Source organism: Psychrobacillus sp. FSL K6-2836 (genome assembly GCF_038003085.1).
GTDB lineage: Bacteria > Bacillota > Bacilli > Bacillales_A > Planococcaceae > Psychrobacillus.
The window spans coordinates 1,764,793-1,788,397 of record NZ_JBBOOM010000001.1; the positions used below are offsets into that span (position 1 = coordinate 1,764,793).

The 23,605-nt window shown below is 36.4% G+C and carries 24 protein-coding genes and 5 tRNA genes; 14 read left to right on the forward strand and 15 right to left on the reverse strand.

The features are described 5' to 3' along the window. The first annotated feature begins 40 nt into the window (after positions 1-40). Both MKY37_RS08145 and MKY37_RS08150 read left to right on the forward strand, forming a co-directional pair. The gene (locus MKY37_RS08145; protein WP_340775785.1) at positions 41-751 is read left to right on the forward strand and encodes a PepSY domain-containing protein; all 711 of its coding nucleotides are present in this window, start codon (positions 41-43) and stop codon (positions 749-751) included. 376 nt (positions 752-1,127) lie between these two features. Beyond that, entirely contained in the window at positions 1,128-1,700 is a 573-nt protein-coding gene (locus MKY37_RS08150; protein WP_340775788.1) for a PepSY domain-containing protein, read from the forward strand. Positions 1,701-1,786: 86 nt separating this feature from the next. On the opposite strand, the gene MKY37_RS08155 is transcribed toward MKY37_RS08150, so the two are convergent. The 9 genes from MKY37_RS08155 to MKY37_RS08195 all read right to left on the reverse strand — a co-directional run bounded on the left by MKY37_RS08155 (position 1,787) and on the right by MKY37_RS08195 (position 9,718). After that, complete coding sequence (locus MKY37_RS08155) at positions 1,787-3,388, reverse strand: class I adenylate-forming enzyme family protein (protein WP_340775792.1); 1,602 nt, start codon at positions 3,386-3,388, stop codon at positions 1,787-1,789. A 10-nt stretch (positions 3,389-3,398) separates the two neighbouring features. Beyond that, positions 3,399-4,178 carry an enoyl-CoA hydratase/isomerase family protein gene (locus tag MKY37_RS08160; protein ID WP_340775796.1) on the reverse strand — a complete coding sequence of 260 codons (780 nt, stop codon included), beginning with the start codon at positions 4,176-4,178 and terminating at the stop codon, positions 3,399-3,401. Further along, a complete protein-coding gene (locus MKY37_RS08165) occupies positions 4,171-4,578 on the reverse strand; it encodes an acyl-CoA thioesterase (RefSeq protein ID WP_340775797.1) in 408 nt (135 codons plus the stop codon). Before MKY37_RS08165 ends, MKY37_RS08160 begins: the two co-directional genes overlap by 8 nt. Before the next feature lie 18 nt (positions 4,579-4,596). Then, positions 4,597-4,977, reverse strand: coding sequence for a hypothetical protein (locus tag MKY37_RS08170; protein WP_340775799.1), 381 nt, complete (start codon positions 4,975-4,977; stop codon positions 4,597-4,599). Beyond that, positions 4,974-5,354: a MaoC/PaaZ C-terminal domain-containing protein gene (locus tag MKY37_RS08175; protein ID WP_340775802.1), complete on the reverse strand. Its 381-nt coding sequence runs from the start codon at positions 5,352-5,354 to the stop codon at positions 4,974-4,976. Before MKY37_RS08175 ends, MKY37_RS08170 begins: the two co-directional genes overlap by 4 nt. A gap of 2 nt (positions 5,355-5,356) precedes the next feature. Next, the gene (locus tag MKY37_RS08180) at positions 5,357-6,202 is read right to left on the reverse strand and encodes a 3-hydroxyacyl-CoA dehydrogenase family protein (protein WP_340775804.1); all 846 of its coding nucleotides are present in this window, start codon (positions 6,200-6,202) and stop codon (positions 5,357-5,359) included. Between the two features lie 34 nt (positions 6,203-6,236). Continuing rightward, on the reverse strand, positions 6,237-7,400 hold the full coding sequence (locus tag MKY37_RS08185) for an acetyl-CoA C-acetyltransferase (protein ID WP_340775806.1): 1,164 nt from the start codon (positions 7,398-7,400) through the stop codon (positions 6,237-6,239). Between the two features lie 36 nt (positions 7,401-7,436). Beyond that, the gene (locus MKY37_RS08190) at positions 7,437-8,735 is read right to left on the reverse strand and encodes a GntP family permease (RefSeq protein WP_340775808.1); all 1,299 of its coding nucleotides are present in this window, start codon (positions 8,733-8,735) and stop codon (positions 7,437-7,439) included. 197 nt (positions 8,736-8,932) lie between these two features. Beyond that, positions 8,933-9,718 (reverse strand): enoyl-CoA hydratase/isomerase family protein, encoded by a 786-nt coding sequence (locus MKY37_RS08195; RefSeq protein ID WP_340775810.1) that lies wholly within the window; start codon positions 9,716-9,718, stop codon positions 8,933-8,935. 294 nt (positions 9,719-10,012) lie between these two features. On the opposite strand from MKY37_RS08195, the gene MKY37_RS08200 reads away from it, so the two are divergent. From MKY37_RS08200 to MKY37_RS08210, 3 genes are all read left to right on the forward strand, one after another. Continuing rightward, positions 10,013-11,005 (forward strand): LacI family DNA-binding transcriptional regulator, encoded by a 993-nt coding sequence (locus tag MKY37_RS08200; RefSeq protein WP_340775812.1) that lies wholly within the window; start codon positions 10,013-10,015, stop codon positions 11,003-11,005. A 142-nt stretch (positions 11,006-11,147) separates the two neighbouring features. After that, positions 11,148-12,569: an aldehyde dehydrogenase family protein gene (locus MKY37_RS08205; protein ID WP_340775816.1), complete on the forward strand. Its 1,422-nt coding sequence runs from the start codon at positions 11,148-11,150 to the stop codon at positions 12,567-12,569. A gap of 15 nt (positions 12,570-12,584) precedes the next feature. Continuing rightward, the gene (locus tag MKY37_RS08210) at positions 12,585-13,760 is read left to right on the forward strand and encodes an iron-containing alcohol dehydrogenase (protein WP_340775819.1); all 1,176 of its coding nucleotides are present in this window, start codon (positions 12,585-12,587) and stop codon (positions 13,758-13,760) included. Between the two features lie 161 nt (positions 13,761-13,921). Here MKY37_RS08210 and MKY37_RS08215 read toward each other — a convergent pair whose 3' ends face one another. Then, complete coding sequence (locus tag MKY37_RS08215) at positions 13,922-14,575, reverse strand: SIMPL domain-containing protein (protein ID WP_340775822.1); 654 nt, start codon at positions 14,573-14,575, stop codon at positions 13,922-13,924. Between the two features lie 115 nt (positions 14,576-14,690). Between MKY37_RS08215 and MKY37_RS08220 the strand changes: the two genes are divergently transcribed. Both MKY37_RS08220 and MKY37_RS08225 read left to right on the forward strand, forming a co-directional pair. Beyond that, the gene (locus tag MKY37_RS08220) at positions 14,691-16,070 is read left to right on the forward strand and encodes a hypothetical protein (RefSeq protein ID WP_340775824.1); all 1,380 of its coding nucleotides are present in this window, start codon (positions 14,691-14,693) and stop codon (positions 16,068-16,070) included. Between the two features lie 256 nt (positions 16,071-16,326). Then, positions 16,327-16,539 carry a hypothetical protein gene (locus MKY37_RS08225; RefSeq protein ID WP_340775826.1) on the forward strand — a complete coding sequence of 71 codons (213 nt, stop codon included), beginning with the start codon at positions 16,327-16,329 and terminating at the stop codon, positions 16,537-16,539. 271 nt (positions 16,540-16,810) lie between these two features. Here the strand turns inward: MKY37_RS08225 and MKY37_RS08230 are convergent, their stop codons facing one another. Continuing rightward, positions 16,811-17,548, reverse strand: coding sequence for a LysM peptidoglycan-binding domain-containing protein (locus MKY37_RS08230; RefSeq protein WP_340775829.1), 738 nt, complete (start codon positions 17,546-17,548; stop codon positions 16,811-16,813). Positions 17,549-17,677: 129 nt separating this feature from the next. Then, positions 17,678-18,292 (reverse strand): DUF2238 domain-containing protein, encoded by a 615-nt coding sequence (locus MKY37_RS08235; RefSeq protein WP_340775832.1) that lies wholly within the window; start codon positions 18,290-18,292, stop codon positions 17,678-17,680. A gap of 109 nt (positions 18,293-18,401) precedes the next feature. Here MKY37_RS08235 and MKY37_RS08240 point away from each other — a divergent pair, with 109 nt between their 5' ends. Next, positions 18,402-18,767, forward strand: coding sequence for a hypothetical protein (locus MKY37_RS08240; protein ID WP_340775834.1), 366 nt, complete (start codon positions 18,402-18,404; stop codon positions 18,765-18,767). Between the two features lie 262 nt (positions 18,768-19,029). Here the strand turns inward: MKY37_RS08240 and MKY37_RS08245 are convergent, their stop codons facing one another. Beyond that, on the reverse strand, positions 19,030-19,809 hold the full coding sequence (locus tag MKY37_RS08245) for a YqhG family protein (RefSeq protein WP_340775836.1): 780 nt from the start codon (positions 19,807-19,809) through the stop codon (positions 19,030-19,032). Between the two features lie 26 nt (positions 19,810-19,835). Beyond that, positions 19,836-21,374, reverse strand: a complete 1,539-nt coding sequence (locus MKY37_RS08250; RefSeq protein WP_445323027.1) for a DEAD/DEAH box helicase — start codon at positions 21,372-21,374, stop codon at positions 19,836-19,838. 262 nt (positions 21,375-21,636) lie between these two features. Between MKY37_RS08250 and MKY37_RS08255 the strand changes: the two genes are divergently transcribed. The 5 genes from MKY37_RS08255 to MKY37_RS08275 all read left to right on the forward strand — a co-directional run bounded on the left by MKY37_RS08255 (position 21,637) and on the right by MKY37_RS08275 (position 22,449). Then, positions 21,637-21,729: transfer RNA gene (locus MKY37_RS08255), tRNA-Ser, on the forward strand. A gap of 154 nt (positions 21,730-21,883) precedes the next feature. Further along, a tRNA-Met gene (locus MKY37_RS08260) sits at positions 21,884-21,958 on the forward strand. 3 nt (positions 21,959-21,961) lie between these two features. Next, positions 21,962-22,037, forward strand: a tRNA-Asp gene (locus MKY37_RS08265). Between the two features lie 259 nt (positions 22,038-22,296). Beyond that, positions 22,297-22,372 (forward strand) — tRNA-Phe (locus MKY37_RS08270). Positions 22,373-22,378: 6 nt separating this feature from the next. Beyond that, positions 22,379-22,449: transfer RNA gene (locus MKY37_RS08275), tRNA-Gly, on the forward strand. 52 nt (positions 22,450-22,501) lie between these two features. Here MKY37_RS08275 and tlp read toward each other — a convergent pair. After that, positions 22,502-22,729: a small acid-soluble spore protein Tlp gene (tlp, locus tag MKY37_RS08280; protein ID WP_340775840.1), complete on the reverse strand. Its 228-nt coding sequence runs from the start codon at positions 22,727-22,729 to the stop codon at positions 22,502-22,504. Between the two features lie 152 nt (positions 22,730-22,881). On the opposite strand from tlp, the gene MKY37_RS08285 reads away from it, so the two are divergent. Further along, the gene (locus MKY37_RS08285) at positions 22,882-23,514 is read left to right on the forward strand and encodes a hypothetical protein (protein ID WP_340779873.1); all 633 of its coding nucleotides are present in this window, start codon (positions 22,882-22,884) and stop codon (positions 23,512-23,514) included. The last annotated feature ends 91 nt before the right edge of the window (positions 23,515-23,605 follow it).

The following is a 23,605-nucleotide window of genomic DNA, read 5'->3' on the forward strand; positions in this document are numbered from 1 at the left end:
TATACTATAGCTAACAAACTGAACCATGAGGTGACATACGATGAAGAAAAGTAAGGTCCTTTGGATAACCGGAGGAATTATACTATTGGTTTTGTTAGTATTTGGTGTGCTATCGCTATCTTCTTTTTCAACAAAGACTCTTACAGAGGAGGAGTTAAAGGCAACTGCACTTACAAAATACCCAGGTGAAATCATTCATACAGCTAAAACCGATAACGAGTATGAGATAGAAATACAAATGGAGAGTGGAGTTTACGCTATTAGGATGGATACCAACAACGGAAATATTCTTTCCCTAAAACAAGTAATGACTGAGGAATTGTCCCCTTCTGTTGACGTACTTACTGAAGCTCAGATAAAAAAAGAAATCGCTACACAAGGGGAGCTTCAATCCATTCATTTTGCAAATGCAGACACCTCTTACTATGAAGCCGTTGTGCATAAGGAAAATGTAGAAATCACTTTAAAAGTAGACCCATATGATGGTTCTATAATAGACTCGACTCAAGCTCCAATAGAAACTCCTATATCACCAAAGAGCGTTCTTCTTTCAGAAGAAGAGGCACTCATTATTGCAGCAGAACATTTAAAAGGAGTTGCTGATGATGATGCAGAACTTCATCAACCTTCTGGCCAAACACCATACTACTTGGTGGAGGTAGAGATTGAAAATGGAGAAGACGATCGTGAAGCCGTTGTCCAAGTTGATGCATATACTGGTACGGTGAAATCGATAAATTGGGAAAACTAAGAAGTCCGAAATAAGGTTGGTAGTGGCTAAGGCCACACCAACCTTTCTTTTTTGGTTATTGTACTGCTGAGGATAATTTTATAGCGACGAGCTTTGCGCAGGAGAAAATGAGGGTTCATTTTCTGATTACTTGCGTTCATTTCTTGTATACTTGCTGCTTACTACTGGTTACTGGCGTTCAACTTATTTTACTTGTTCTCTAGCTTCATTTACTTGCTCTTAATTGGCGAATACTTGCGGAAGGGGAATTTTATCCAATATTTCTTTGGGTATAATTTTAAATTCTATCCAAATTTTAACCTTTCCCTCCCCGTCCTTTCTTTTTAGCAGTATATATTAATACATGTAAGGCAAACAAAACATAGGAGGAGAAAAAATGAAAAAATTAGTAATTGGTACATTAGCAGCTGCACTTGTGATTAGCGGAGGAATTGGGATTAATGCTTTGGCAGATGACAATGTTAACCTAAGTAAAACTCAAAGTGAAAAATTAATTGGTGTTGAAAAAGCTAAAGAAGTAGCATTGAAAGAAGCTAAAGGTACAATTGAAAGTATAGAACTTGAAAAAAATAACGGAAAAACATTTTATGAAGTAGATATAGACGGAGAGAAATTAAAAGAATATGAAGTACGAGTAGATGCCTATAATGCAAAAGTATTGAATGTAAGAGAAGATAACGATAACCACGACGATGATGATGATCTTGATAAAGTAGTTTCAAATTCTAAACTTATTACAGAAGCAAAAGCAATTGAAATTGCTCAAAAACAAATCCAAGGTACATTAGTAAAGATCGAATTAGATTCAGATGATGGCCGATATGAATATGAAATAGAGCTTCACACGGCAAAAGGAGAAGCAGAGTTCACAATCGATGCAAGCACAGGTAAAATCCTTGAGTATGAACTTGATAATGATGATGATGACGACGATCGTTATGACGATTAATAAAATAATACTAGCTTACCGCTTGATGGGGAACCATCAAGCGGTTTTTCTATTAAACAGATAAATGTTGCACAGAATATCTTAAATTATACTACTTTCTCTTTTAACAGACGTCTTAACACTTTACCGGAACTTGTTTTAGGAAGTTCATCTAGGAACTCAATTTCACGGGGATATTTATAAGCAGACATTTTATCTCTTGCCCATTCAATAATTTCCAATTCTGATACTTTCATACCCTCTTCCAAGACAACAAAAGCCTTTACAGATTCTCCTCTTACTGGATCCGGTACGCCTATTACAGCTACTTGGTTAATTTTCCCATGCTTTGATAGCATTTTTTCTACTTCTTCTGGATAAACACTATATCCCGAGCATTTAATCATTTCTTTAACCCTGCCTAAGAAATATAAAAAACCATCTTCATCAAACATTCCTATATCACCAGTAATGAAATAATCACGATGAAATGATTCCTTTGTCTCTTCTACTCTTCCTTTGTAACCTTTAAATACACTCGGCCCTTTTACAAGAATCATTCCTTGCTCACCAACTGGCATTTCTTCATCATAATTATCAAATTGAACTATTTTGACCTCTGTATCAAAGGTTGGTTTACCAACACTTCCATATTTTATTTCCTTAGGTGGAGTCATAGCGTTTCCTGTATGGGTTTCACTCATCCCATAGGCAAACTCCATTAAAGGCTTCCCAGTTATTCGCTCCCAATCATCTGAAATCTCTTGTGATATTTGAATGCCAAAACTTGTTACAATATTAATCTTCAAATGACTAAAGTCAATTTGATGAATCAACTCTTCTCTCATCATTTGTATATTCATTGGCGTGGTCGTGTATAAAACAGTTGCTTTGTAACGTTCAAATGCTTGGAGCATACCTTTTGACTCAAATCGAGTAAGTAACACTATATCAGCTCCAACAACCATTGCACTAAATAAGCTTACAAGTTTTCCAGCAATATGAAAGATTGGCATGGCTGCAATGTATGTATCATCCTTTGTAAAACCAAAATTCTTTGCAACACAAGTTGCTTGAAACTCTGAGTTTGTAAAAGTGAGCATCGCCCCTTTTGGAGAACCAGTCGTACCAGAAGTATAAATAATTAAGCTTACATCTTCATTCATATTAATATCTACGTTACTTTCATAATCATACTTATCATCTTTTAAAATTGAAGACCAATCCAGCACGTTATCAAATTGTTTTTCTATTATCTTCTCTGGAAAATCTGGATAAGGAGATTCAGGCAAATAATCACGATAACTAGTTGTTATTTCACTTTGTACATTCGTTTCATCTTGGATTTTTTCATAAACTTCAAATAGATCAGGAGTTGTAATAAGGACTTTTGCATTTAAGTCATTTAATTGGTATTTTAGTTCCCATTCTTTGAACATCGGATTACATGGTCCAACAATTGCCCCTATTTTCTGTGTTGCAAAAAAGGCTATCACATATTGAGGACAGTTTTGAAGGAAAAGTGCCACTGTATCACCTTTTTTCACCCCATGATCAACAAGAAAATTAGACATTCGATTTATCGAATCCCATAACTCTCCATACGAAATCTCTTGCCCATAGAAATTAATAGCTGTTTTCTCGGAACTTAATTTTGCATGTTGTTCAATGTAAGAATGGATTGGTTGATTTTGTAATGTTAGTTGCATTCTGAATTCCTCACTTCCCTTTAAAATTAGACTCTCTTTTGTCGATAAAAGCTTGCTTCCCTTCTGCATAATCCTCTGTATAGAAGGAAGCTAAGGTCGAATACGTCTGTACTTGGAAGGCTTCTTCTATAGCCATACACTCACTAGTATGCATTGCTTTCTTCATTAAGCCTATGGCGCGGGTAGCACTCATTGATAAATGCCCTGCTAACTTTTCTACTTCCTGATCTAATGCTTCCAGCTCTACTTGTTTATAAAGTAAGCCCCAATTAAACGCCTCTTCTGTTCCGAACATTTCTCCTAAGAACAGGTATCTTGCTGCACGGTGATATCCAATTCGTTTTTGAAGAAGATATGTACCTGCAGAAATTCCTCTTAGAACAAACGGGAGACCGAATTTAGTATCTGTTGATGCAATTATGAAATCAGCTGCCAAGGCAATTTCAAAACCTGCTCCTAAAGCATACTTTTGCGCCTTTATAATAATTGGTTTTTCTAAATTTTTCATCGTTAGGACAACTGCAGGATATCCATCTGAATACTCCGTTAACTTATCTGTGGGATTAGGATTATTCTCTGTACCCATGTCAACGAGATCATCACCCGCACAAAATGCCTTTCCATTTCCTTCTATTATGACAACTCGAATTTCGTCGTTTTTCTTACTTTCTATTAGATAGTCTATCAAATCTGCAATCATGTCATTATCTAATGCATTCAAGGCATTCGGACGATTTAACCTAATTCTAGCTATATGATTTTCTACTTGAAAAATTACTTTATTACTCATTTAACCCCTCCTCGTACAAATGTTTTTCTAATTCTATTCGAATATCATCTGGTATTTTCTCGCTTTTGTTTTCATGCACATTATAGTTAACGTAAATAGTGTTTGCTTGAACAGTCATTCTATCTTGCTGCCAAATCTCCTCATACAGTTCTAAACTAGAGTTCCCAATTCGTTTCACCCAGCATTTAACAACTACATCTGTTCCAAAATATATTTGTTGTTTATATTCAACGGTTGTTTTTAAAATAATCATTTTCCAGTTTTCAAAACTTAAATCCGGATTGAACAAGGAGAAGAGCTTATTTCTACCACCTTCTAACCATATCGGCACCGTTGTGTTATTTATATGTCCTACCCCATCTGTTTCAGAAACACGTGGTTCAATTATTGTTTGATACATCTTATTCTCTCCTTTCCTTTATAATTTACTGTTCAACATAATCTCCCAGATTCCTGCTGCGATCACTTCTTCACCTACAAATAGTTCCATCTTTATATCATATAAAAATCTTTTATTACTAAAGCTTTTATTATCTAGAATTTGGTATGCTACTGAAAGGGACTCTCCAATCTTAACTTGCCTGTTAAATCTCCACTTTTGGCCTACAACTGCTACTAAAAACGTATCCAAGTCGAGTGTTCTATTTAGGATTCCAATAGCAACCATTACCACCTGACGATTATCTATCCAATCATTTTTTTGCGGAGTTTCATCATTTAAAAGTTTTTGAAAAAGAAATCTGTCGGTTTCATATAATGTTCTGCTGATTGGTGTATTTGGTTGCTTGATAAAGTTCAAATCTTTAGCACCTCATTGCCATAAGAGAACTGTAAAGAACCATCCATTACAAGCTCACTACCATTTTTATAAACGGAGAAATGTAGATTATTCACATCTGTTCGTGTAATCTTGTATTCAACAAAAATTTCATCTCCAATAGTGACGCTTCTTTTATAGGAAGTCTCAAACTCATATATATACGTATATCTTGATTCCTGCTTCTCTACTAACCCAGTTGCTAAGGAAAACACTGTGTCCCCGTGCATAATGACATCTCCAAAACGAGACTGTTTCATCAACGGGCTGTTAGAGTGGATGTTTAAATCTCCTTCCCAAATAATGGGCAACAGCAAATGGCATTCTGTAATCAACAAATGATCTGTTTTGATAACCATAGCTAGTTATAATCATAAAAACCTTTGCCAGATTTTCTTCCCAATTTCCCTGCCTCAACCATTCTTTTCAGCAATGGACAGGGACGGTACTTGGAGTCTCCAAAACCTTCATATAAGCTTTCGAGTGCATAGAGGGTTGTGTCAAGGCCACATTCATCAGCAAGGCGTAGAGGACCGATTGGATGATTTGCTCCAAGCTTTACTCCTCTGTCAACTTCTTCAGGGTCCGTGCCTTCCATGACTAAAAATGCCGCCTCGTTCATCATTGGAAGCAGAATACGGTTTACGATAAAGCCAGGATAATCCTGTGCAGTAACCGTTTCTTTGTTAATTGCTTTTGCATATTCCTTCACTCGAGAAAGTGTTTCCTCAGAGGTCTCAATCGAAGTAATTATTTCCAATAGCTTCATAATTGGTACTGGACTAAAGAAATGCATTCCGATCACCTTATCTGGTCGCTTTGTTACTGAACCAATAGCTGCGATAGATAATGAAGAAGTGTTGCTCGCTAATATAGCATTTGATTGAACGAGTTCATCGAGTTGTTTAAACACCTGTTGCTTTAAGTCTAATCTTTCAGGAACGGCTTCAATGACTAAATCTACATCTTTTCCATCCTGAATGTTTGTCGAATAATGTATAGAACTATGAATTCTCTGTTCATCATCAACTGTATATCTCTCTCTCTTTAACATCGATTGAATACTTTTAGTTATAAAATTTTTTCCTCTTGTTAAATCTTCCTCTGAACGATCTGTTAAAATTACTGGAATTCCTGCTAAAGCAAATACCTGTGCTATTCCACTTCCCATAAGTCCTGCGCCAACTATCATTACTTTCTTTCCCATTTCATAACCTCATTTCTATATACTAATCTTTGATTTAAAATTTTCTTACAATTACAGTAGCTCCCTGTCCCCCACCAATACATAGGGTTGCAAGTCCATATTCTTTATTTCTTCGAATCAATTCATGTACTAAAGAAACAATGATTCTGGAACCAGAACTTCCCACAGGGTGTCCAAGAGCGATAGCTCCCCCATTAACATTAACGATTTCTTCATTTAGATTTAGCTCTTTTATTACTGCTAACGCTTGGGAAGCAAACGCCTCGTTTAGTTCTATCAAATCTATATCCTCTAAGCGTAGATTTGCTTTTTTTAGTGCGAGCTTGGTTGCTGGGACTGGTCCTATTCCCATTACACTTGGATCGACTCCAGCAGAGGCAACGGAAATAATTTCGGCTAGAGGGGTTAAATTATATTCTTTGACCATACTTTCGGAAGCAATAAGTAAAACCGAAGCTCCATCATTTAACCCTGAAGCACTTCCTGCTGAAACACTTCCCTTCTCTTTAAAGGCAGCAGGTAACTTTTCTAATGCCTCTAATGATGTAGCACGTGGATGTTCATCGGTGAGGAATACTTCTTTTATGGTCTCAATTGGCACAATTTCTTTTTCAAAAACACCATTTTGAATAGCTGCAGCGGCTTTTACTTGGCTATTTAAAGCAAATATATCTTGTTCTTTACGAGAAATATTATACTGTTCAGCAACATTCTCAGCTGTTACTCCCATATGATAATTTTCTATCGAGCATATTAACCCATCGTGAAGTATACTATCCTCCAATTGAATGGCACCTAGCTTTTTCCCCCAGCGACTATCCTTTGAAATATAAGGAACATTACTCATACTTTCTGTTCCACCAGCTACTATTAGATTTGCTTCTCCTGCCTTTATTTGCTGATAAGCTAATGAAACAGACCGCATACCAGAGGCACATTGTTTATTAATCGTCATAGCCGGTACGGAGTTGGGTATCCCCCCCATTAAGGCAGCTTGCCTCGCTGGGTTGGCTTTCCCTCCTGCTTGATAGACGTTCCCAATAATGACTTCATCTATTTTTTCAAGTGAAACTTTCAAATCTTTGACAGTTGCTTTTATAACTTCTGCACATAATTCAGCGGAGCTGAATTGCTTCAAGCTTCCTCCAAATCTTCCTACTGCTGTCCTTAGAGCAGATACAATATATACTTTTTCCATAATTTCACCTCATCTTGTTGTCTATCAAACTACTAATTATGTGAAAATCGTAAATAAAACTACGGCCAAGGCAGTTGCACACATCGTGAGTACTACGGCCATCAAGGCAACAGCAGGATAAGCCCGCTTAAAGGTTTCATGACTGATGTTGCGAATCGTTGTAACGATGTAGCCATTGTGCGGCAAGGATGCCAAACCATCAGAAGACATTACAGATACACGGTGTAATGCACCTGGATCTACCCCCATGTTCAAATAAATTGGAGACAGGATTGGAAGAGAGATTCCTAATCCACCTGAAGCAGAACCAGTTAAACCTGCAATTAAGTTAATACAAATTGCCATACTTAACAGTGGTGGTCCTGGAATTTCTAAGACTGTTTCAACGATTTGCGTAAAGCCAGTCGTTAAAGCAGCAACTTTACCAAAGGCAATAACAGCACTTGTATTACAAATTGCAACAATTGCATCGTTTGACCCTTTGCCTAACACATCCCAGAATCCATTGATAAACTTAAACATTGTCAGACACGCTATCACAATAGCTCCCAATAGAGCTAAGATTGCTGCCGTATTGGCATTAAATAATTGTGAATACGTAACCATTCCTGCAACCACAACGATTACAGGGAAAAGTGCAAGATAGATATTTGGTAGTTTTCTTTTGTTTTCTTCATCAGTCTCTATGTCTGAATCATATTTTTCAAATTTTTCTCCTCTTTTTACCGCATTTCTAATAAGTAAATGAAGGAAGAAAGTACCCAGTATAAAGTTGAATAGAGAAGCAATCATACCGATCCAAAACCCTGAATAAGGTGTGGTACCAAAAAACTCTGTCGGCATGATATTTTGTATTTCAGGAGATCCAGGTAAAAACATTGTAAAAGTAACAGATCCAAAAACTAATGCTGCCGGTATAAATCGACGTGGTAGATTTGCATTTCTAAATAAAGATACTGCAAGTGGATAAACAGCAAAACCTACAACGAATAATGAAACTCCACCATAAGTCATAATTGCACACGCTAATACAACCGCCATTACCGCTCCTTTAGGACCAATGATTTTCATAACCCACACTGCAATTGCTTCAGCAGCTCCAGTTTCAGCCATTACCTTACCGAAAATTGCTCCAAGCAAGAACAACAAGAAATACGTGGCAAAGTAACCGGTAAAACCTTGCATATACGTTCCCGTCATTGCTTCAATGATGTCTTGACCAGAAGTTAATGCAACAAACGTACTTGCTACTACAGCACTGATAATAATATTAATACCTTTAACTGTCATATATATTAATATTGCCAACCCAATTAACAACATAATAACACTCATCTTACATCCCCCTAACAAAGTTTATATTTATTCATTCAATTCAATTTCATAATTACTTATGTCTATAAAAAACACGAACGTTTATGTGATTCTACACTCGGTTATTCGCTGATACAAAATGGATTTTGTTGATTGGAGCAAAAATCAATTTTGTTCGAATTTCATTACAAAATACTCATTGTGAAATTGATTTCAATTTATTTATTACCTGTATTAAAATTCGGACTTCTCTTCTCAATAAACGCTTTAATCCCTTCAAATGCGTCTTCATGTTGAAATGTTTTACAGAATAGTTCTGTTTCCTTAGCTATACCTTCATCGAAGGAATGCTCAAATCCATATTCCATTGCTTCTTTTATATTTCTAATTGAGTTCAAAGATTTTTCAGAGAGATTTGTTGCCCACTCTTTAGCTGCATATAATCCTTCTCCTGTTTTTGTCACTTTGTTTACTAATCCAATATTGAGTGCTTCTTTGGCATTGATACTTCCCCCAAAAAACATCAATTCCTTTGCCTTAGGTATGCCAATTAGCTTTGGCAATCTTTGAGTTCCCCCTCCCCCTGGAAAAATGCCAAGATTAATCTCAGGCAAACCAATTTGCGTATTCTCTTCTGCAATCCTTAAATCACAACTAAGGGCAAGCTCACATCCACCACCAAGTGTAAGTCCATTTAACATAGCAATAGTGGGTTTTCTCAATCTCTCAATATAGTTAAAAAGTAGATGATTTAGCTTCACGTGTTGCACCATATCCTCACGACCAAGCCAAGTGGGGAATTCCTTAATATCTGCACCTGCCATAAACGCCTTCTCTCCGGCGCCAGTTAAAACTACTGCTTTTACAAGTGAATCTGCTTCTACTTTTTTAAACGCCTTCAATAAACCTTGAACAACGTTTCCACTCAGTACATTTACTGGAGGATTATCAATTGTTATAATTGCCACCCTATCCTCAATTTCAACTCGAATCAATTCGTTCATTTTAAACACCTTCTTTTCAAGTTTGAATATCCTTAACCAATTTTTCTAACTGATCAATAAAATGTACTTAATGTTTTTTAAAAATTCAATAAGTCACTTTATGAATACGTATACATTAATATGATTGCGCTTTCAAAAACTAATATACTTTTACATTAATAGGTTGTCAATGTTTTCCGAATATTTATTTTTCAATATATATTTGGCTTGTATTGATAATATCAAATATATATACTTTAATCGTGTGGAAATACCGGTCAAAGAAATAAAAGTAAATTTTGGAGGTTGCTAAACTTGGTATCATCAAAAGATGTTGCAAAACTTGCAGGGGTTTCACAAGCCACTGTTTCACGTGTATTAAATACTCCTGAACTGGTAAAAAAACTTACTACAGAAAAAGTAATGAATGCAATTAACGATTTAAACTACATACCAAATGCCAATGCCCGCTCCCTTGTCCAAAATAAAACTGGAACAATTGCTCTTTTATCTGGTCCTCTCCACAATCCATTTTTCGTAGATACAACTACTGCTATTGTTAACTATGCAAGTGAAATGGATTACAGAATTCAGGTACAATTTGTAAACGATAAAAAATTGAGCGAAGCTTATACTACTGCATTCGAGCAGAAAGTTGATGGAATTATTTTATCTTGTATTCTAAATGACGATCCCATTTTCGAAAAACTCACCAGAATGAATATCCCATTTATTACATATAATAGAAAACATCAAAATAATAAATACTTTGTTGAAATTGATAACTTTGAAGCTGGTTACCTATCAGCGAAACATATGATTGAACAGGGTCATAAATACATTGCTTGGGTTGGGGGACCTTTAAACGTTAGTACATTTAATAATAGATACCAGGGTTTTATGCAAGCAATTCAAGATTTTCAAATTCATTTGCCAATAGAATATATAAACATCACTGATACAACTAAAGAAGATATTTCTAAATCTTTTGATAAACTTATACATTTAGAACAACGACCAACTGCTATTTGCGCAGGATCTGATTCGCTTGCTTTAAACTTAATTGATGATGCAACACGTGGAAATTTATCAGTACCTAATGATTTAAGCATTATAGGTATCGATAATGTGAATCTTAGTCAACACAGCTCGATAAACTTAACTACTATTGGCAGCATCTCTGGGGAAAATTTAGGCCATCTCGCGATTGAAAAATTAATTGAAATGATAAAAGGAAAAAATAATAGTTGCGTAAAAATTACAGAACCTGTTAGACTATTCGATAGAAGTACGACTCGAAAACTTTAAACCCAAACTAAATTTAGTTTGGGTTTAAATAAAAATCAAAATGAATACGTATACATTAAGGTGAATTCAGTATTTTTTTTATCTTTACTGAACAATTTATCTAGTATGGGTATATATATTATTATTACGAAAGGATGATTCGATGAAAAAAAAATATTACGTGAATGGTGAATGGAAATCTTCAAGCAAATATTCAGAGCTCTTTTCTCCTCATACAAAAGAGGTCATAGCACAAATTCCACAAGCATCTCATGAGGAAGTAGAAGCAACAATTAATGTCGCATATGAGGCTAGAAAACAGATGGAAGCACTAACTGCTTATGAACGAGCTGCTATTTTAGAGCATATTACTCAGCTATTTATTGATAATCGCCAAAAGGCAGCTGAAATTATTTCTTTAGAGGCAGCAAAACCGATTAAATATGCGTTGGGTGAAATAGATAGGACGATTGAAACATATAAATTTGCTGCAGAGGAAGCCAAGCGTTTAACGGGTGAAATGATACCAATGGATGCTGCAAAAAATGGAGCAAATCGTTTTGGATATACAATCGAGCAGCCAATCGGTGTTATTGGTGCCATTACACCTTTTAATTTCCCACAAAACTTAGTAGCACATAAAGTGGGACCTGCAATCGCTGCTGGTAACACAATTGTTTTGAAACCGGCATCACAGACTCCTCTTTCTGCACTATTTTTAGCAGAGTTAATCGACCAAACCGCTTTGCCTAAAGGGGTATTCAATGTCGTTACAGGTAGTGGTAAAACGGTTGGAGATGCACTTGTTGAAAGTGATAAAGTGAAAATGATTACCTTTACTGGAAGTCCAGTTGTCGGAAAAGGTATCCGGGATAAGGCTGGATTGAAAAAAGTAGCACTTGAATTAGGCTCCAATGCCGGATTGATAATCGACAAAAACGTAAATCTTTCTCAAATAATACCTAAATGTGTAATGGGTGCATTCTCCAACCAAGGACAGGTATGTATCTCTTTGCAACGCACTTATGTAATGAATGAAGTATATGATGAATTTCTTGAGCAATTTTCTACTTTAACAAAACAGCTAATTATTGGTAGTCCAACGGATGAGGCAACAGATATCTCCGCTATGATTAATCCTGGCGAACAAGATCGAGCGTTAAATTGGGTTCAGGAAGCAGTAGAACAAGGTTCAGAAATTATTTCTGGTGGAACAATAGAAAATGGCGTTTTCTTGCCTACGATTTTAACAAATGTATCCGCTACTTCGAAAGTTTCATGTCAGGAAGTTTTTGCACCGATTGTTGTAGTCAACCGTATTTCTTCTATTGAAGAAGGTATTGATGCTATCAACAATTCCGATTTCGGTTTACAGGCAGGTATTTTCACGAACGATATACAAACTGCATTTAAAGCTTCCAAAGAATTAGAGGTTGGTGGGGTCATGATTAACGACATCCCTACCTATCGCATTGATCAAATGCCTTACGGCGGAGTAAAAGAGAGCGGTACTGGAAAAGAAGGATTAAAATATGCGATTCATGAAATGACCGAGACTAAGCTTGTCGTTTGGAACCAGCAATAATAAGGAGTGTCACATATGTCTGAAAAAATTACATTACCACCGATTAGCTATACTGGTTGGGGTTCCCTTTCCCACTTATTAGAAGAAGTTGAACGCTTTAACGCGAAAAAAATTCTAGTTATTACGGATCCATTCTTAAAGGATATAGGTATAACCAATAAAGTAGTCGATCCACTGGAAGAAACAGGTTATTCAACAGAGATTTATACAGATGTTGTTCCAGAACCACCTTTAGCAATCGGCGAAAAATTAGTCGCTTATACCCGTGAAAATGCATTCGATTTGGTTATTGGTGTAGGCGGTGGTAGCGCACTAGACCTATCTAAGCTTGCTGGAGTCATCGCTTCGCATGAAGGAAAAGTTGCAGATTACTTAAATTTGACCGGCACAAAGAAAGTTACAAAAAAAGGTATTCCTACCATATTAATCCCAACAACTTCTGGAACTGGTTCGGAAGTGACAAATATCTCGGTTCTTTCACTTGAAACTACTAAAGACGTTATAACACATGATTATTTATTGGCAGATGTCGCAATAGTAGATCCTGCCTTAACCATTTCATTACCACCAAAAGTAACTGCTGCAACTGGAGTAGATGCACTTACTCATGCGGTAGAATCATATATATCTAAAAATGCTAGCCCCGTGTCTGATGCATTGGCGTTACAAGCAATTCGATTAATTAGTAATTCTATCCGTACTGCAGTTACCAATGGAGAAGATAAACAAGCGCGTACAGATATGAGTTATGGTAGCTATTTAGCAGGTCTAGCCTTCTTCAATGCAGGCGTTGCTGGAGTTCATGCGTTAGCTTATCCAATTGGTGGACAATTCCATATAGCGCATGGTGATTCCAATGCTGTTTTACTTCCATATGTAATGGGATATATTCGTCCAAGTTGCGAAAAACGAATGAAAGATATTTACGATGCGATGGGCTTTAGCTCTGCGAATCTTTCACAAGAAGAAGCATCATACAAATGCGTTGCTGAACTGAAACGTTTAGTAGAAGACGTAAATATCCCTTCGACGTTAAAAGGATTCAACATAACTGAGGATGCACTGGATAGCTTAACAATAGATGCTCTTAAGCAGAAACGAATTCTCGCTCGTAGTCCGATGCCATTATTAAAAGAGGATATCTATATCATCTACAAAGCCGCATTTGATGGAGTTATTATAGAAAAATAAGTGCGGGAGCCCATTAGAGGCTCCTTTTTCTTTGCACATACATAGTTTGGGACAGTTCATCTTCTGATGCTGCTTCTGAAGAACAGCTAGCATCCGATTTTTTAGTTATGGGCTATTTGCTTTTATGACCTAACGCCTGGTTTAAGGACTCATCAGCTATCTTAATACTGATATTTAACAGTAACAGTTGCAGTTACAGAAATTTCTCCTTGCTCAATCGGTGTTCCCGCCTGTGAACTAGCCATCGATAACGTCTTATAAAGTACTGGTCCATTTTGTTGCTGCTCTTCCACGATGGAAATCGGTTGTGGATATAGTGTGAGCTTCATCGTCTGAGCAATTGTTTGTGCTTTCGTTTGGGTATTTTGGAGAGCTCGCTGAAGTGCCTGTTGATAAACAAGCTCTGGATTATCTAGACCAAATTGAATTGACGATACACTATTGGCTCCATTCGCCACCGCAGTGTCGATTACTATACCAGCTTTTTCAGTATCGTCTATTTTTACCGTAAGGGCATTCGTTACCTCATATCCTCTAAATAACTGTTTTCCCTCAATAAAATCATATTGAGGAAAAATATTAAAAGCTGCTGTTTGTATATTTTCCCTTGGAATATTCAAAGCCAACAAGGATTGAATAACACGGTTCATGATTTCTGCATTTTCTACCTGCGTTTGTTGCACCTCTTCCCCTTCCGACCTAACTTCTACTTGGAGTTGAACATAGTTAGGCAATGCCTCTACCACCCCACTACCAGTTACCGTGATGACTCGCACCATAGGAACCGAAAGTGATGGAATACCTGAATACAACATGGAATTACCTCCTTTTTTATATGTTTATTTTCACAACAACCTAATTTATCACAAATAAATATAACGTTCATAAAATAAGGCATAATGACTTTCCGTGTAAAAGGAGTATGGAGAATTGAAAAAATCGAAGGTCCATTTAGTTTCTGCTGCCTTGGCAAAGAATAATAACCAAGATCATTTCTATACCAATCAACATTTAGATTTTCTAGAAGAACAATCATCCGTAAATCACCATTTAATGAATTCTATTTCTCAGCTGGACCAATCGTGTAAAACCATTTTAAGTGAAATACGTAACCAAAACCAATCACTGAACAAACTAAACAATAATCATAAATACGATTATGTAAATTTAAAAAAGATATTGTTCAATCTTGCACAGACCACGAGGGGCTACGGATCACATTTACAGAAACAAACATACTCTCTGCAAAACATCAACGAACATCTTGATGAGCAATCTAAATTTAACGAGTTAAATAGTAAACGCACAACAAATCATGAAAAAGTGCTAAACCAGTTACAAGGAAGTATAAATAGACAAAGAAATTTTCTGAATAACTTTGCTATCAAGCAAAGCAGTTCTTTCGATAACATTAAACACCAACTCGGTCATCAAGAGGAAGTAAATGTACAGCTACAAAATCGATTAGATATACAAAATGATTCCATACAAAATGTGTTGGAAGAACAAAAGCGATTTTTTACTATAGTATCGAACTATTCGGAAGAACAGAACCGTTTCCATGAAATAAAACAGGATCAGTTAATTCAAGAAAATAAAGAAACGTTTAATAATCTGCAATCCAAACTAGATCGCCAAGCAGAAGCATTTCATCTGTTACACGAACAGTTTTATCGACAGAACGAAGCGATTAATAATTTATCTGAAAATCAAAACAGTCAATTTGATTTAGTCTTTAACCAATTAAAAGAACGAAACCACCTCAAAAAACAAGCTGGCGAGAAACAGCCGCTACCCGAGGAAATAGATGAATTAATATTAGAGGAAATCAAACTTCAAATTATCCAACAGGATGATTTATACAATTATTTACAGGATAGTTTAAAAAGGCAGCAGGGCTTTCTACTCCAGCTCTCTGATAGTCTAAATAGACAGCTTGAAAAAATAACAAATAATTTAGAAAGTCACTATTTACTCAATAAAAAATCAATGGATAGACAAGACTCACTAATTCGATTAAACGAAAAAATGCTAGACAATTTAAACAAACAATACACACAACAAGAAAATTCACTAAAGGAAATAAAAGAATCAATAGAAAAAACGCTATATTCAAAAGGGAATATAGATAGATTTCTATCCAAACTTCCCCCAAACTATCCTATTACAGAAGTAACTGTAAGCGGATTAGCAATTGCTGTAGAAAAAATAATTCAAATCAATCAAAAAACGGGAATTGCGTTCTTTTCAAATGGCACGCAAACTATATCCGTGGATATCGAAAAAATTGAAGCTATTAAATGGGAATAAAAAAGCGGGAGTAACGGTTGAAATCGCTTTTCATTTACTTTTCCTTTTAGCTCGTTTTTAAAAATGGTTGGTCGTGACTTCCGTCATGTCCGACCTATTTTTCTGTAAAATAGACTTCTTTTCCCACAAAGTTTCTCTTTCCAATAAATAAAACTATTTTAGTAAGATATAAACCTAGCGATAGATTATAACAATTAATATATTATAGTATTCCCTTTTTTAGAGGGGAAGTCTTTTAAGATGGAGGTGAATATAATTGAACAATAGAAGAGATGGTATTTGTGGTTTATTAGAGAATCTACCGCCAAATTATCGCGTTGATGAGATTGTTGTAGATGGTCTTTCTACGACTGTATTTCGTTTTATAAGCTTTGACGAACGCACTGACCTTGCTTACTTTAGAGAAACAGGAGGCGAATTGGTTGTTGCAGATTGCCGTGAAATTTCCTTAATTGAATTCCCAGCCTAAATTCAATGTTTTGCTGTAGTTCATAGTTATAAATTGTAACTTCATTAGTAAATTATTAGGACAGACCTTTTGCCTCAATATGTTTACTAATGGAGTCTACTTACTAGCAAGTGTGAGATTGTTCCAAATGATCTCTTACATATACTATGTATATTAATAAAAAAGAGATCCAGCGAGTAGGTAGTGTCCCATTAAAGTTAGAGTAAAAAATCTAACTTTTGGCGTGCGGCACCGTTCTAACTTCGCTGAATCCCTTTATTTTTCATGGAGATTAATCTAATATTTTTACTTTCACTTCTTTGCGTCCCCAATTGATCGCTGCTTGTTTTGATGGGATGAAAATATCTATTTTATTTCCTTTTATGGCACCGCCTGTATCACCAGCAATTGCTTCTCCATAACCCTCTACCCATACTTTTGATCCTAAGGGAATTACATTTGGATCAACAGAAATAACTTTTTGGTTTGGATTAGCTTTTAGATTAATGCCAGTCGCTGTGATTCCTGAGCATCCTGCGCATGACGCTGTATATGCTGTAGAGGTCATTGTTAACTCTTTCGCAGCAGTAGCAGCAGGTTTAGTCTCTGATGGTGTATTAGAAGTAACAGAAGTTTTCGTAGCTCCTTTTACCTCGGGCTGTGTAACCTTCGATCCTTTCAACACTAATTTGTCACCAGGTATGATTAAATCACTTGTTAGCTGATTGTTCGACATTAGTTGTTTTACAGTCACATTATGTTTTTCTGCAATAGTAGATAATGTATCTCCTGAAACAACGATATACGTTTCTAGAGCTCCCTCCACTCTTAACTGTTGAGATGGGTATATAACGGTTGAATTAAGATCGTTCCATTGTTGTAAGTCTTGCACACTAACATTCTCTGCTTGAGAAATTGACCAAAGTGTATCTCCTTTTTCTACCGTATGAACGTTTGACGCAGACGCTTGTCCTGCCGCTCCTACTGATAGTGTTACAAATGCGGTTAGTGCAATAATGTGTTTTTTCATAAAATGAATTTCCTCCTTTTCACTAACGAGATTCATCATACCACCTACATATGACAGAACCATTGCATTATCATTAGGTAAAAATATCATTTATATGACAAGATTCGACATAATGCAACATTTGTAATATTACTTCTTCAGGAACTTATTATGCCATTTCGATAAGATAAGTAAGGCGATCACACAACCAATGAATGCCAAAGCCATATCCCATTGAGCATCCCACTGATCCCCTTGCATACCTACAAAGTCTTTAGAAGCCTTGCCACCTTTCGAAACTTTCGTACTTAACCATTCAATAATTTCATATAACGCTGCGATGGATAAGACGATGCTTGTCGTGATTCCAAACAGCCATGCCCCTTTTGATAATGGGGTAAGACGTAGCAGTGTTTCTCTTACTACAATCGCAGAGAAACCTTTAAAGAAATGTCCCATACGGTCATAATTATTTCGTTTTAAATCAAATTCATCTTTAATCCAATTAAACAACGGAACCTCGGAATATGTATAATGACCTCCTATAAATGTAAGAATACATAAAAAGGAAATAATTACATATGACAGCGTGGTGAATCGAAATTTCTTATAGGTTAAGACAAGTATGGTTATAATAACCACTCCAGGACTTACTTCTGCTAACCAATCGAGATAATCTAATGGTTTGATCACTGACCATAATAAAACGAAGATAACGATAGCAAAAAGGATAATATGTATTTTAGAATTTTTTTTATACTTCAACGGACTCCCTCCTCTTTATCATTTAGATTGTCCAAAATAGCATTTGATGATTCATAAAACGTTTCAGACTCTAAGAAACGGGAAAACGAATGCTAAGGAGGCGTTAAAAATGCCGTGGAATAAAAATGATTATCCAGATTCTATGAAAAACTTAGATGTAAGTGTACGAGAGAAAGCCATCGAAATTGCTAATGCATTATTAAGAGATAATTACGAGGAGGGACGAGCCATTTCCATTGCCACTTCTCAGGCACGAAAAGCGATACACGGGGATGAGGAGGATCGTGTTACATACGAAGTTATTTCTCGTGAAACTGACTGGATGCTCAGAAGGGTAGATGGCAAACGAGCCATTCTTGTAGAGGAAACGAAAGAGAACTTACTCCAAAAAGCAAAACCATATGTGAATGAACAAAACGGAATACTAACGGTTTATGAGGAAGATGGCTCAGTCGAAGATACGTTATATGAATGAATAAATGAACAGCAGCACAGAGTTGCTCCTCTGCTATTTATTCGCCACACAAAACAACAAATAATAGCCAACACCATATTATTAGTGTTGGCTTTTATAACGTTTAGCATTGTCTAAATGATTTACCACGATTCTTTAAATCTTCTTCTATTCGTTGTTTTCATGTATGATTTATTTTTCACCTTCACGAAGTTCATTATTCACTACATTCACAATCACATCTACTAGAGCAGTAGCTCAAGGCGGGTTTTAATAAGTAGTTCTATTTTAAATAAAACAGACCACCATTTATAATTTCTATCTTTATTCTTGCTTCGTATTGTTGCTGTAATGCAGTTTTCTCCATCTCGTAGCATTCAGGTCTTTCCTCTACTCCCTCATAAAAGAATTCTAACACCCGTATATCTCGCTGCCATCTTTTTTTGGCTTGTTCGGCCCATGAATGATCATCCTGCTGAATAACGTTTTCAACCACTCCATCTAAACGCTCTAAACCCCGAACTGGTTTTATAACGTAAGGTAATAAAAAAGCATTTGGCTGCATTGTAGAAGCGATATTCTTCTCGATTAAAGAAGCATGAAAATCCGTTATTATATTGCCATTCATTAGATTAATACCTAAGGAATGGAGCATTTCTTTCGTTTGGTTACTGTAATAGGAAACTTTATAGTTCACCCCTAGCCAGGGAGTTAATATTGGACGTTTAATCGTCTCTTCCACCTGCTCAAACATTTGGATAAAAGCACCCATTTCATGTGTTGCTTTAAAGAGTTGGCCAAGTCGTGGTGATCCAAAGTGTACCAATTCCCCCTTGATATTATCTTTTAGCTTTCTTTGGTCCGTTATTAATGTGAGCTGTGACGGACAAGGTACTGCCCCTACACTTTCGACGTATTGCCAATAATAAGGTCTATTCATAATTCGTTTATCCATATCAATCGTCAGCTGAACGGTAAGATAGTGATCCGTGTCATTCACGAACTGACAATTATTTTCTGAGAAAAAAGTTCGTAAGTACTGTTGAACTTGTTGCGGATACATTTATATCCTCCTTTACATGTTCCAATTTAAATTGTTTTTTGGAAAGCGGACAATATATCATCTAAATCACCTACAACCTTTTCAAAAACATCAATTTTTTTGTAGAGTAGCTGTAATATATCTATCTCAATCGTGTTATCAATTGCCAAATTATAAATATGAACGTCATGTTCTTGCCCTAACCGGTGCACACGTCCTATTCGCTGTTCTAACTTCATCGGGTTCCATGGCAAATCATAATTGATCACATGATGACAGAATTGAAGGTTAATACCTTCCCCACCTGATTCAGTAGCTATCAATACTTGAGCATGCTCTTTGAATAAATGCTTCATATAATCTCTCTTATTTTTATTGAATTTCCCATTAAAAAGCACACTCGTAATACCTTTTGTGTGTAAATACCACTGTAAGTATGCTTGGCTTGCTTTATATTCTGTAAAAATAATTACTTTATCCTTTGCTTGTGATATTATTTCGTATGCTTTCTCTGCTTTTGAATTTATTTCTAATGCCATTAATCTTTGCATAACATTTTCTATAGAAGCATTTTCCTCTGGATTTGTACAATTTTGCCGCATTTTATTTAATGTAAGGAATGTAGCCTCCTTGCTACTACACATTTCCTTCTGCAGTGTAATCATCGAAAAGGCACCTGAGAATACAGGTGAGATATTTTTTAAATCCACTATCATTTCGTACACTTCTTTTTCTTCGTTTGTAAACTGTATTGGAATAATATTTACTTGGCGATTCGTCCACTCTATTCCCGTGTCCTGTCTACGATTTCGTACCATCACCTGGTTTACTAATTCCTTCAAGTAGTCATCATGCTCTAAATCATGTTTGCTAGCAGAGAATGCCGATTGGAACGTTTCGTAATTTCCAAGATGACCTGGTTTTAGTAAAGAAATAAGGTTAAATAACTCAAACACATCATTTTGAACAGGAGTAGCAGTTAACAGTAAGCAAAACTTCTTCTTTAAGCTTTGCACAAACTCGTAGATTTTGGTTTTGTGGTTTTTTAACTTATGTGCCTCATCAATAATAATCATGTCATAATCCTGCGCAAAGATAAGTTCTCTGTGAGGACTTTTTTTCGCTGTATCCATGCTTAGAACGATAACGTCACAATGTTCTAATGGAGTATTTTTCTTATAAGGCACTGCTGGTATATAAAATTTATAATGCAGCTCCTCCACCCATTGATTGATGAGTGAGGCAGGAGCCAGTATTAAAGCCTTCTTTACCAGTCCACGAACAAGATATTCTTTCAATATCAAACCTGCTTCAATTGTTTTACCAAGTCCCACCTCATCAGCCAATATTGCTTTTCCATTCATTCTTTCAATAACTGTTTCCGCAACCTTTAATTGATGTTCAAGCGGCTTTAAATTAGTCAAATACTTAGGAGATTGAAGACCTGTAAACTCTGTGATTAAACTATTTTTTGCAATATCATAGCTCATATTATAAAGAGTCCAATTATCCCATGGCTCAACATTTTCTAGCCGTTTAATAAATCCCTCTGCCCATTCCGATGACCTTTCGATAATCATTTCCATCACCTCATATTACTTTTCCTTATGATGTCCCAAAAATAGAAGTGTATGTTTAAGGTTGTGAAATAAAGAGATAGTGAATTTACATAACTATAACTTTGCGACATTTTCGGAAATCAAAACACAAAGAATCTACCAAAATCCGCCGTTTTAGAAACTAATTTAAATTTTTCACAAAAAAACATTGCCTTTCAGGACAATAATGTTATATAATATAAAAGTCGCAAATGATGTTTTGGAAAATATCCAATCTATTATTTTCTTTGGAGGAATACCCAAGTTCGGCTGAAGGGATCGGTCTTGAAAACCGACAGGCGGGTCATACCGCGCGGGGGTTCGAATCCCTCTTCCTCCTCCATTTTTATTTTTTGAAAGTTGTATATTTATTATTGTCGCGGGTGGAGCAAATCGCTTTACGAAGAAAGCGATTAACACCGATGCAGGCGTCAGCCGAAACAGGTGTCCTACTTTTCTTGAGCGCAGTATCATTGTGTTTGTAAGTATATTAACGTCGCGGGGTGGAGCAGTGGTAGCTCGTCGGGCTCATAACCCGAAGGTCGCAGGTTCAAATCCTGTCCCCGCAACCAAATGGTCCCGTGGTGTAGCGGTTAACATGCCTGCCTGTCACGCAGGAGATCGCCGGTTCGATCCCGGTCGGGACCGCCATTTTTTAGATTGAGATTTAGGATAAGCAAGCAGGTCGAGGAAGCAATCGAGCGAAAGAAGGAGCGTACTCAAGTACGTGACTGATAGAGCAAGTGAAGCTGACGAAGAGATGCGCAGCTTAGCACAAATCGTATAGAAGTTTGGAATAAGCAAGCAGGTCAAGGAAACGAACGAGTGAAAGAAGGAGCGTACTCAAGTACGTGACTGATTGAACGACTGAAGTTGACGAAGAGATGCGTAGCTTAGTGTAAACTGACATGGCTCAGTAGCTCAGTCGGTAGAGCAAAGGACTGAAAATCCTTGTGTCGGCGGTTCGATTCCGTCCTGAGCCACCATATTGTGCGGGTGTAGTTTAGTGGTAAAACCTCAGCCTTCCAAGCTGATGATGAGAGTTCGATTCTCTTCACCCGCTTCATAAAGTTAGAAGACCTATTGATGCAAAGATCAATAGGTCTTCTTTTTTGTTATTTTTTGCGAGCTTCTGCCTCGTCTAAAATTTCTCTTCGAAAACCTTCAATACTTTCTTTTCTACGTTTGTTTTTCTCTTGGATAGCTTCTCGATCATTACCAGTAGTGTGTTCCATCGTCTCTTCTGCGGCCTCCATATTCTCCTTCGTATTATTCACCATTTTCTTCAACTTTCTCACATTATCTGATCGATCATCTGGTTTTGGCTTATTGTTATCAGTCACTTCAATTCCTCCTTTTTTGTCATACGCATTTTATCGTCCCCTATCTCTTTAAAAATATTCGGATATTCTAAATTTCTTTTATTGGCTGGAATAATAATTTCCAATTGGGACAAGATAAGTAGGAGAAAAAATAATGAGGGGCGGTAATGACTATTACTACGGAATGGTTTGACAGAGTGACAGAGGAGCTACAGGATCATTTGAATTCGATTTGCGAGGAGTATGACCAAGTCGGCCATATGAATATTAATCGCGCTTCTAAACATCCAAGAATTGAATTTTTTGTTAGTACGGAAGAGGAAGAACGAGACTACTTTTGTACCATTCTGTTTGATCCATATAACGAAGAATTCTATATAGAAAGCTTTGATGTCGAACTTCTCCAACCTACTAGAATAATATTGGATGATATTACCGATATTGTAGAAGCTGTTCATGAAAGCTTTCACGAGTTTCTTATGGAAGATAGTGATAGTGAATTGGTTTATATGGAAGATGACGAAGACGACGAAATTACAGTCGAGGAAATTGATGTGGAATGGGAAACTCCTGAAGTCACTGCATTTCTAATAGAAGATGAAATTGAAGTAACTTATCAATTCGGTGTAGACAGTGCAAATGGCGATGGCGTTCTCCGTAGGGTGAATCGTATTTGGACAGATGACGAAGAGCTCGAAGATGAAAGCACCTTTACTTTTAAAAAAGATGAAGCCAGCACTATTATTGCCATGATTGCTAGTCATATGGATAGAATGGTCGGTTATGATGAAATTATAGATCTTTAATTTTAATACCATCTCCAATTGGTTAAGTTGCCATTTGGGGATGTTTTATTATGTTCAAAACTAGTCAACTAAAGCAGAGATAATCTGATAA